At 72.0% G+C, this 9,737-nt stretch carries 9 protein-coding genes; 7 read left to right on the forward strand and 2 right to left on the reverse strand.

The genetic code is table 11. The features are described 5' to 3' along the window. The 5 genes from sucB to J1C73_RS04640 form a co-directional block, all read left to right on the forward strand. Nucleotides 1-1,396 (forward strand): 2-oxoglutarate dehydrogenase, E2 component, dihydrolipoamide succinyltransferase (sucB, locus tag J1C73_RS04620; protein ID WP_207315204.1); only part of this gene is annotated, 1,396 nt, incomplete at its 5' end. A 149-nt stretch (nt 1,397-1,545) separates the two neighbouring features. After that, the gene (locus J1C73_RS04625) at nt 1,546-2,169 is read left to right on the forward strand and encodes a GntR family transcriptional regulator (RefSeq protein WP_207315205.1); all 624 of its coding nucleotides are present in this window, start codon (nt 1,546-1,548) and stop codon (nt 2,167-2,169) included. A 299-nt stretch (nt 2,170-2,468) separates the two neighbouring features. Then, on the forward strand, nt 2,469-5,138 hold the full coding sequence (gene aceE, locus J1C73_RS04630) for a pyruvate dehydrogenase (acetyl-transferring), homodimeric type (protein ID WP_207315206.1): 2,670 nt from the start codon (nt 2,469-2,471) through the stop codon (nt 5,136-5,138). 248 nt (nt 5,139-5,386) lie between these two features. Then, nucleotides 5,387-6,367 carry a helix-turn-helix transcriptional regulator gene (locus tag J1C73_RS04635; protein ID WP_207315207.1) on the forward strand — a complete coding sequence of 327 codons (981 nt, stop codon included), beginning with the start codon at nt 5,387-5,389 and terminating at the stop codon, nt 6,365-6,367. A gap of 80 nt (nt 6,368-6,447) precedes the next feature. Continuing rightward, nucleotides 6,448-6,969, forward strand: coding sequence for a DUF4240 domain-containing protein (locus J1C73_RS04640; RefSeq protein ID WP_207315208.1), 522 nt, complete (start codon nt 6,448-6,450; stop codon nt 6,967-6,969). Nucleotides 6,970-6,997: 28 nt separating this feature from the next. On the opposite strand, the gene J1C73_RS04645 is transcribed toward J1C73_RS04640, so the two are convergent. Then, the gene (locus tag J1C73_RS04645) at nt 6,998-7,768 is read right to left on the reverse strand and encodes an SDR family NAD(P)-dependent oxidoreductase (protein WP_124283864.1); all 771 of its coding nucleotides are present in this window, start codon (nt 7,766-7,768) and stop codon (nt 6,998-7,000) included. A gap of 140 nt (nt 7,769-7,908) precedes the next feature. Between J1C73_RS04645 and J1C73_RS04650 the strand changes: the two genes are divergently transcribed. Then, complete coding sequence (locus J1C73_RS04650; protein WP_207315209.1) at nt 7,909-8,538, forward strand: TetR/AcrR family transcriptional regulator; 630 nt, start codon at nt 7,909-7,911, stop codon at nt 8,536-8,538. Nucleotides 8,539-8,563: 25 nt separating this feature from the next. On the opposite strand, the gene J1C73_RS04655 is transcribed toward J1C73_RS04650, so the two are convergent. Beyond that, nucleotides 8,564-9,091: a GNAT family N-acetyltransferase gene (locus J1C73_RS04655; RefSeq protein ID WP_207315210.1), complete on the reverse strand. Its 528-nt coding sequence runs from the start codon at nt 9,089-9,091 to the stop codon at nt 8,564-8,566. 53 nt (nt 9,092-9,144) lie between these two features. On the opposite strand from J1C73_RS04655, the gene J1C73_RS04660 reads away from it, so the two are divergent. Next, on the forward strand, nt 9,145-9,737 hold a 593-nt coding region (locus J1C73_RS04660; protein ID WP_207315211.1), incomplete at its 3' end, for an NAD-dependent epimerase/dehydratase family protein.

The raw sequence follows: 9,737 nt of genomic DNA on the forward strand, positions 1-9,737 counted from the left end.
CGAGAGCGTCACCGAGGGCACCGTCACCCGCTGGCTGAAGGAGGTCGGCGAGGAGGTCACGGAGGACGAGCCCCTCCTGGAGGTCTCCACGGACAAGGTCGACACCGAGATCCCGGCCCCGGTTTCCGGTGTGCTGCTGGAGATCGTCGTCGCCGAGGACGAGACCGCCGAGGTCGGCGCCAAGCTCGCCGTCATCGGTGCCCCCGGTGCCGCTCCGGCCGCTGCTCCGGCTCCGGCCGCCGCCGCTCCGGCGCCCGCTGCTCCGGCTGCTCCGGCACCGGCCGCTCCCGCGCCGGCCGCCCCGGCTCCGGCTGCTCCGGCTCCGGCGGCTCCGGCCCCGGCTCCGGCTGCTCCCGCCGCACCGGTCGCCGCTCCGGCACCGGCCGCTCCGGCGCCCGCCGCCGCCGCTCCGGCTCCGGTCACCCCGGCGGCCCCGGCCGCTCCGGCCGCGACCTCCGGTGACGACGGCGCGTACGTCACGCCGCTGGTCCGCAAGCTCGCCGCCGAGAACAGCGTCGACCTGGGCGCGGTCAAGGGCACCGGCGTCGGTGGCCGTATCCGCAAGCAGGACGTCGTCGCCGCCGCGGAGGCCGCCAAGGCCGCCGCTGCCCCGGCACCCGCCGCCGTGCCTGCCGGAGGCGCCGCCTCCAAGGCGCCGAAGCTGGAGGTGTCCCCGCTGCGCGGTCAGACGGTCAAGATGACCCGCATGCGCAAGGTCATCGGCGAGAACATGATGAAGGCGCTGCACTCGCAGGCTCAGCTGACCACGGTCGTCGAGGTCGACGTCACCAAGCTGATGAAGCTGCGCAACAAGGCGAAGGACGCCTTCGCGGCCCGTGAGGGCGTCAAGCTCTCCCCGATGCCGTTCTACGTCAAGGCCGCTGCCCAGGCGCTGAAGGCCCACCCGGTCGTCAACGCCCGGATCAACGAGGACGAAGGCACGATCACGTACTTCGACTCGGAGAACATCGGCATCGCCGTGGACGCCGAGAAGGGTCTGATGACCCCGGTCATCAAGGGTGCGGGCGACCTCAACATCGCCGGTATCTCGAAGAAGACCGCCGAGCTGGCCGGCAAGGCCCGCGGTGGCGGCCTGACGCCGGACGACATGTCCGGTGCCACCTTCACCATCAGCAACACCGGCTCGCGCGGTGCGCTGTTCGACACCGTCATCGTGCCGCCGAACCAGGCAGCCATCCTGGGCATCGGCGCCACCGTCAAGCGTCCGGCCGTCATCGAGACCGCCGAGGGCACCGTCATCGGCGTCCGCGACATGACGTACCTCTCGCTCTCCTACGACCACCGTCTGGTGGACGGCGCGGACGCCGCCCGCTACCTGACCGCGGTCAAGGCGATCCTGGAGGCCGGTGAGTTCGAGGTCGAGCTCGGCCTCTGAGCACCGCAGTTGTAACCAGCCTCACCAGCGGCGCCCCCGTCCGGAACACTCCCGGGCGGGGGCGCCGCCGTATTGTCTAGACACCACCTGTCGCCCCCGGCAGCGGGGGTGGGTGCAGGCAGCACCGGTTTGCCCCGAAGGAGCCACACATGACCCCGCCCGTCGTCCACTCGCTGCGCGAGCAGATCCGCGAGCACATCGTGGACGGGATCGTCAGCGGGCGCTGGAAGCCGGGCGAGCGGATCGTGGAGCGGCGCATCGCCACCGAGCTGGAGGTCAGCCAGACGCCCGTGCGCGAGGCGCTGCGGGAGCTGGAGACGCTCCGGCTGATCGAGTCGGCACCCAACAAGGGCGTCCGGGTCCGCAATCTCACCGCGGCCGATCTGGAGGAGAGCTATCCGGTCCGGGCCGGTCTGGAGCAGATCGCCGCGGAACTGGCGGCCCCCGGGCTCGGCGAGGACTGCTCGTCGCTCGCGCCCCATGTGACGGCGCTGTACGAGGCGGACCGGCGGGCCGACGGCGAGGCCCAGGTGCGCCACACGGTCGGTTTCCACCGCGAGCTGGTCCGGGCGGCCGGGAACGCCGTGCTGCTGCACACCTGGGAGGGGCTGGGCATCGAGGTGTTCACGGCGCTCTCGATCCGCTGGCTCGGCACGGTGCAGAAGTCGTACGCCGAGGAGCACGAGGCGCTCATCGAGGCGTTCCTGCGCAAGGACCCGGAGATCGGTGTGCTGGTCAAGGCGCATGTGCTCGGCTGCGCACCGCGCGCCTGAAACGCATGGCGGCCGAGTGCCGGCCGGGTGTCGGCTGACTCCCGGGCGGGTACGCATCTGTCGTGAGGGGCGCTCTCCTGTGCAGGCGAGCGCCTGTTTTGCCTGATATATCCCGTCACTCCGTGCCCCGTTCTGCGGCACCCCATGCCACTTTCTTCATATCGAGAAGTTTTGCCTTTCATCCTTTGATCGATCATCGATCGGCGACTTAGAGTTCACCAGCGGGCCCACCGGCCCCATCGCCCTGTCCTGCCAGCCAGGGACTTCTCCACCCCCCTCCTCACCGGAAGGCGGCGAACATGACCGACCCCGTAGGAAAGCTTCCGAGCGAGCTCGACCAGCTCCCGGACCGCGACCCCGAGGAGACCGCCGAATGGGCGGCCTCCCTCGATGCCGTCACCAAGGCCGCAGGCCCGCACCGCGCCGCATACCTGATGCGCCGCTCGCTCCAGCATGCCGAGGGCGCCGGTCTCGCGCTGCCCAAACTGCTGGAGACCGATTACGTCAACTCCATCCCGACCGCCGCCGAGCCCGCGTTCGACGGCGACCTGGCGATGGAGTCCCGGATCACCGCCTGGAACCGCTGGAACGCGGCCGCGATGGTCACCCGTGGCTCCCGGCTCGGCGTCGGCGGCCACATCGCCACCTTCGCCTCGGCGGCCTGGCTGTACGAGACCGGCTTCAACCACTTCTTCCGCGGCAAGGAGGGGGACGGCTCCGGCGACCAGCTCTACATCCAGGGCCACGCCTCCCCCGGCATATACGCCCGCGCCTTCCTGGACGGCCGGCTCAGCGAGCAGCAGCTCGACAACTTCCGCCAGGAGGCGGGCGGCGAGGGTCTGCCGTCCTACCCGCACCCGCGGCGGCTGCCCTGGCTGTGGGAGTTCCCCACCGTGTCGATGGGCCTCGGCCCGCTCTCGGCGATCTACCAGGCGCGCTTCAACCGCTACCTGACCAACCGCAACATCAAGGACACGTCGAACTCGCACGTCTGGGCCTTCCTGGGCGACGGCGAGATGGACGAGCCCGAGTCGACCGCCGCCCTCGCCCTCGCGGCCCGTGAGCAGCTCGACAACCTGACCTTCGTCATCAACTGCAACCTGCAGCGACTCGACGGTCCGGTCCGCGCCAACTTCCGCGTGGTCCAGGAGCTGGAGGGCGCGTTCCGCGGCGCCGGCTGGAACGTCGTCAAGACGCTCTGGGGCAACGCCTGGGACGAGCTGTTCCAGCTCGACACCACGGGCGCGCTGGTGCGCCGGCTCCGGGAGGTCCCGGACGCGCAGTTCCAGACGTACGCCACCCGCGACGTCGCCTACATCCGGCAGCACTTCTTCGGCGCCGAGCCCGCTCTCGCCGAGCTGGCGAAGCTGCTCACCGACGCGAAGATCGCCGAGTGTTTCCACACCTCGCGCGGTGGCCACGAGGCCCGCAAGGTGTACGCGGCGTACAAGGCCGCAGTCGAGCACAAGGGTGCGCCGACCGTGATCCTCGCGCAGACGGTGAAGGGCTACACGCTCGGCCCGGGCTTCGAGTCGCGCAACGCCAACCACCAGATGAAGAAGCTCGACGGCAAGCAGTTCCGCGCCATGCGCGACCTTCTGGAGCTGCCGATCCCGGACTCGAAGCTGGACGAGGGCCTGGTGCCCTACGGCCACCCGGGCGCCGACTCCCCCGAGGTCCGCTACCTCCAGGAGCGCCGTGCCGCCCTCGGCGGCCCCGCCCCCGCCCGCCGGGTGCACGCGGTGGCCCTGCCGCAGCCCGAGGAGCGCGCGTTCAGCGCGCTGAAGAAGGGCTCCGGCAAGCAGGAACTGGCCACCACGATGGCGTTCGTCCGCCTGGCCAAGGACCTGATGCGGGACAAGGAGACCGGCAAGCGCTGGGTTCCGATCGTCCCCGACGAGGCCCGCACCTTCGGTATGGAGGCGCTGTTCCCGTCGGCCGGCATCTACTCGCCGCTGGGCCAGACGTACGACCCGGTCGACCGCGACCAGCTGATGTACTACAAGGAAGCCAAGGACGGCCAGGTCCTCAACGAGGGCATCACCGAGGCCGGCGCGATGGCCGACTTCATCGCCGCTTCCACGTCGTACGCGACGCACGGCGAGCCGATGATCCCGTTCTACATCTTCTACTCGATGTTCGGCTGGCAGCGTACGGGTGACCAGTTCTGGCAGCTGGGCGACCAGCTCGGCCGCGGCTTCGTGGTCGGTGCCACGGCGGGCCGCACGACCCTCACGGGCGAGGGCCTCCAGCACGCGGACGGTCACTCGCACCTGATCGCGTCCACGAACCCGGCGTCGCTCAACTACGACCCGGCGTTCGCGTACGAGATCGCGGTGATCGTCCAGGACGGTCTGCGCCGGATGTACGGCCCCGACGCCGAGAACGTCTTCTACTACCTGACGGTCTACAACGAGCCGAAGCCGCAGCCCGCGATGCCGGAAGGCGTCGAGGAGGGCATCGTCAAGGGCCTCTACCGCTTCAAGGAGGGCGCGCCCGCGAAGGCGGACGCGCCGCGCCTTCAGCTGATGGCGTCCGGTACGGCGATCCACTGGGCCCTGGAGGCCCAGGAGCTGCTGGCCGCGGACTGGGGTGTCACGGCCGACGTCTGGTCCGCCACCTCGTGGGGCGAGCTGCGCCGGGAGGCGCTGGAGTGCGACGAGGCGCTGCTCCGCGGCGAGCACCGGGTGCCGTACGTGACCCAGGCGCTGGAAGGCGCACCGGGTCCGGTCCTGGCGGTCAGCGACTGGATGCGCGCGGTGCCGGACCAGATCAGCCAGTGGGTGGAGCAGGACTGGTCCTCGCTCGGCACGGACGGCTTCGGCCTCTCCGACACCCGCGAGGCCGCCCGCCGCCACTTCGGTGTCGACGCGCAGTCGGTGACCGTCGCGGCCCTGGCCCAGCTGGCCCGCCGTGGCGAGGTGACCGCGTCGGCGGTCAAGGAGGCCCGCGAGCGGTACGGGCTCTGACGGCCCGGAGGACGGGGCGGGCCCGGCTGCCCGCCCCGTCCTCCGCGTGCGTCTGCCCCGCTCCGGCACAGACTTTGTCCTCAATCGCCGGACGGGCTTGATTTTTCATCTTCCAAGCCCGTCCGGCGATTGAGGACATCTTTCAAGCCCGGCCGGCGATTGAGGCCGAACCCAGCCCGGCCGGCGACTGACGCCCACCACCCCGGGCCGCAGGAACACGCGCCCCGCGGCGCGGTCACAATGGCCGCATGCGTGCTGCCCGGCTCATCAGAATGGTGCTGCTCCTGCAGTCCCGCCCCGCCATGACCGCCGCCGAGCTCGCCCGGGAGCTGGAGGTGTCGGAGCGGACCGTCACCCGGGACGCCCAGGCGCTCTCCGAGGCCGGAATCCCGGTCTACGCGGAGCGGGGGCGCGCGGGCGGGTACCGGCTCGTCGGCGGGTACCGCACCGGGCTCACCGGTCTCGCCCGTGACGAGGCCGAGGCGCTCTTCCTCTCCGGGCTGCCCTCCGCGCTGCGCGAGATGGGCCTTCAGGACGCCGCGTCCGCCGCCCGGCTGAAGGTGTCGGCGGCCCTTCTCCCCTCCCTGCGGGACGCCTCCACCGGTGTCAGCCGGCGCTTCCACCTGGACGCACCCGGCTGGTACCGGGAACCGGCCACCCCCGAACTGCTGCCTGCCGTGGCCGAGGCGGTCCGGGACGACCGGACGGTTCTGGCGCGCTACCGGCGAGCCGGTCAGGACACCGAGGTGGAGCGGGAGCTGGCGCCGTACGGACTCGTGCTCAAGGCCGGGGTCTGGTACCTCTGCGCCCGCGCGGCGGACGACTTCCGGGTGTACCGCATCGACCGCTTCACGGCCGTCGCCGTGTCGGACACCCGGTTCGTCCGGGACGAGGGCTTCGACCTGCCGGGCTTCTGGAACGAGCGCGCGGCCCAGTTCGCCCGGTCGATCCTGCGTACCCAGGTGACGCTGCGTCTCTCGGGGGCGGCGGCCGGCCGACTGCCGGACACCGTGGACCGCGTCGCCGCCCGGGACGCCCTGGACGCGGCCGGCCCGCCCGGGGCCGACGGATGGGTGACGGTCACTCTGCCGGTCGAGTCCCTGGACGTCGCGTACGGCCAGTTGCTCTCCCTGGGACCGGAGTTGGAGGTCCTGGAGCCGGCCGCGCTGCGGAGCCGCTTCGCCGCCGCCGCCGAACAGCTGCACGCGCTCTACCGGCGGCCCCGATAACGGCCCCGGGGGAGCCGTAAGGCTTCATTTCGGTGTCTCCGCGTGCGTCGCCCGCCGCCAAGGCAGATGCTGGACCCGTGATGGACGAGACGGAATTCTGGGAGCTCATCGACAGCACCCGCGAGGCCGCCGACGGTGACCCCGAGGACCACGCCGACCTGCTGGTCGAACGCCTGGTGCAGCTCGATCCCGATTCCGTGCTGGACTTCGCCCGGCACTTCGAGGCCCGCTACAACCGCGCCTACCGCTGGGATCTGTGGGGCGCCGCCACCGTACTGCTCGGCGGGGCGAGCGACGACGCCTTCGACTACTTCCGCTGCTGGCTGATCGGCCAGGGCCGGGAGATCTTCGAGGGCGCCGTGCACGATCCGGACAGCCTCGCCGAGCTCCTCGACGACTTCGACGAGGAGCTCGACGGGGACGCGGAAGAGCTGGGCTACGCCGCCGACGAGGCGTACGAGCAGCTCACCGGGGTGGTCGCGCCGGACCTCGGGCTGCCGCCCCAGCCCGCCGAGCCGGAGGGCACCGCGTTCAGCTTCGAGGACGACGCGGCCCTGGCCGACCGCTTCCCGCTGCTCCAGGAGCGGTTCGGCAGCGTCTGAGCCCTGCCGCTCCCACCCGCGCTCCCGGTCAGTAGTGGGTGCCGCCGTCGATGCGGATCTCCGTACCGGTGATGAACGCGCCGTCCTGCGAGCCGAGCATCGCGACGACGCCCGCCACGGTGTCCGGGCTGGCGAAGCCCTCGCCCAGCGCGGGGGCCAGCTTCGCGAAGAGCGACATGTCGGCGTCGGCCGGGAGCCCCGGGCCGTTGCCGCTGGTCATGTCGGAGGAGATCGAGCCGGGCGCGACGGCGGCGAAGCGCAGCCCCTGCTTGCTGTACTCGGCGGCCAGCGCGTGGGTCATCGACTGGATGCCGCCCTTGCTCGCCGCGTAGGCCGACATGTAGGGGTGCGCGAAGCTCGCCGACGTCGAGGAGAAGTTCACGACGGCCGGCTTGTCGCCCGCCAGCAGTGCCGGTATCGCCTCGCGGATCATCAGGAACGTGCCGGTGAGGTTGACCGCGATGACCTTGTTGAAGAACTCCAGCGACGTCTTGTGCGTGTGCTCCGAGCGCAGGATGCCCGCCGCGTTGACCAGCACGTCCAGTCCGCCGAGGGCGGTCACGGCGGCGGCGACGCCGGTCCGGACGGCGGTCTCGTCCGAGATGTCGAGGACGGTGGTGGTGAGGCGGCCGGCGGTGCCGTTCGCCTCGGCGGTGCCGTACGTGGCCTTCAGGCCCGCCTCGCTGACATCGGCGGCGACCACGCGGCCGCCCTCGGCGAGGACGCGGTGGACGGTGGCCTGTCCGATGCCGGAGCCCGCGCCGGTGATGAGTACGCGTCGGCCTTCGTAGCGGTTCATATGAGGTCTCCCGATCTCGAATCCCCCGATGACAATCTCATTTCTTGTCCACCGTACGCCTCTGTGGCGCGTTTTGCCACGACGGCATTTCGCGCATCAGGTCGATGCGGATCGGGCCCGGCCGGGGTAATCTGCGGGGAATGAGCCCCCAGCAGCCGTCACTCACCGAACGCCGCAAGGCCGCGACCCAGCTGGACATCGCACGCGCGGCCGCCGCGCTCTTCGCCGAGCGCGGGCCCGACGGCACCACGGCGGAGGACATCGCCCACCGTGCGGGTGTCGCGCTGCGCACCTTCTACCGCTATTTCCGCTCGAAGCAGGACGCGGTGGGGCCACTGCTCACCGGCGGCGCCGAACGCTGGCAGGCGCTGCTCGGAGCGGCCGAGCCGGGCGCCCCGCTCGCCGGGGTCCTGGAACGGGCGGTCACGGAGGCACTGAGTCCGGGCGACGAGCACGCCACGGAGCAGCTCGGTCAGACGCGCGGGCTGCTGCGGGCGGCGCAGGACGATCCGGCGCTACGGGCCGTCTGGTACCGGGTCAACCAGGATTCGGAGGAGCGGCTGCTGCCGGTACTGAGCCGGCTGGCGGGCGACGGGGCGGACCCGCTGGAGATCCGGCTCGCCGCCGCGGCCGCCACGGACGCGGTGCGGGTGGCGCTGGAGACATGGGCGGGCACGGACGCCCCGACGACCGGGGCCGGCTCCCCCGCCGACCTCGCGGTGCGCTGCCTGCACGAACTCACCGGCGGAATGCGGCTGTTCACGGCCTGAGCGGAGAGCCTGAGCGGCGACCCGCTCAAGGAGCGAGCGAGCGCCCCATCAGCACGTCGTCGACATAGCGCCCGCCCAGGAAGAACTCACCGGGCAGCACTCCCTCGACGACGAACCCCTCCGACGCGTACAGCGCACGCGCGGGCGTGTTGTGCCCGAGTACCCGCAGGGTCATCCGGTTCGCGCCCTGGTTCCGCGCCACCGCCATCGCCGCCCGAAGGAGCCCCCTGGCGATCCCCCGGCCGCGGGCCCAGTCGGCCACGGCCAGGCCCTGTATCTGGCGTACGTGCGTATTGCAGGCCAGCGGGGTCGGCGGGACCAGCCTGGTGTACCCGGCCAGCCGCACCTCGCCCGCCGCGTCCCGCGCCTCGGCCACCAGGAAGTCCGGCGGCCGGTGGCTGTCGTCGAAGAACGGCGGGTACGGCGGCTGCGGCCTCGGCGACACGGCGTGCAGCGTCGACCAGGTGGAGCGGTCGAGTTCACCGAGAGCGGCTTCGTCGGAGAGGACCGAGGGACGGACGGGGTGGGCCTGGTGCGCGGGAATCTCGGACATGCGCGCAACTGTGCCACGCCGCCCCTGCCCGGTTCGTACGGCAGGATGGCAGCATGCTGCGCTCCCGCATTGCCGTCACCGGATCGACCGGACTCATCGGAGCGGCCCTCGTGCGCTCCCTGCGGGCCGACGGGCACGAGGTGGTCCGGCTGGTCCGGCACCCGGCCCGGTCCGGCGACGAGGTGGAGTGGGACCCGAAGCGCGGTTACGTCGACGTGGCCGGACTGGTGGGCTGCGACGCCGTCGTCCACCTCGCCGGGGCCGGAGTGGGCGACCACCGCTGGACCGAGGCGTACAAGCGCGAGATCCGGGACAGCCGGGTGCTGGGCACCGCCGCGATCGCGGAGGCCGTCGCCTCGCTCGACACTCCGCCGAGGGTACTGCTGGCCGGGTCCGCGATCGGCTTCTACGGCGACACCGGGGACCGGGCGGTCGACGAGAGCGCGCCGCCCGGCGACGGGTTCCTGCCGTCGGTGTGCGTGGAGTGGGAAGAGGCCACGGCCGCCGCGGAGGAGGCCGGGGTGCGGACCGTGCACGCCCGCACCGGACTGGTCGTCGCCCGGGAGGGCGGGGCCTGGGGCCGGCTCTTCCCGCTCTTCCGGGCCGGGCTCGGCGGGCGGCTGGGCAACGGACGGCAGTACTGGAG

This window comes from Streptomyces laculatispora (assembly GCF_017353455.1).
In the GTDB taxonomy this organism is placed as follows: Bacteria; Actinomycetota; Actinomycetes; order Streptomycetales; family Streptomycetaceae; genus Streptomyces; species Streptomyces laculatispora.

Excerpts from the sequence above, each read along its gene's own strand:
- J1C73_RS04655 (WP_207315210.1), bottom strand. The coding sequence starts at position 9,091 with ATGTCCGAGATTCCCGCGCACCAGGCCCACCCCGTCCGTCCCTCGGTC.
- aceE (WP_207315206.1), top strand. The coding sequence starts at position 2,469 with ATGACCGACCCCGTAGGAAAGCTTCCGAGCGAGCTCGACCAGCTCCCG.
- J1C73_RS04650 (WP_207315209.1), top strand. The coding sequence starts at position 7,909 with ATGAGCCCCCAGCAGCCGTCACTCACCGAACGCCGCAAGGCCGCGACC.
- J1C73_RS04645 (WP_124283864.1), bottom strand. The coding sequence starts at position 7,768 with ATGAACCGCTACGAAGGCCGACGCGTACTCATCACCGGCGCGGGCTCC.
- J1C73_RS04625 (WP_207315205.1), top strand. The coding sequence starts at position 1,546 with ATGACCCCGCCCGTCGTCCACTCGCTGCGCGAGCAGATCCGCGAGCAC.
- J1C73_RS04635 (WP_207315207.1), top strand. The coding sequence starts at position 5,387 with ATGCGTGCTGCCCGGCTCATCAGAATGGTGCTGCTCCTGCAGTCCCGC.
- J1C73_RS04640 (WP_207315208.1), top strand. The coding sequence starts at position 6,448 with ATGGACGAGACGGAATTCTGGGAGCTCATCGACAGCACCCGCGAGGCC.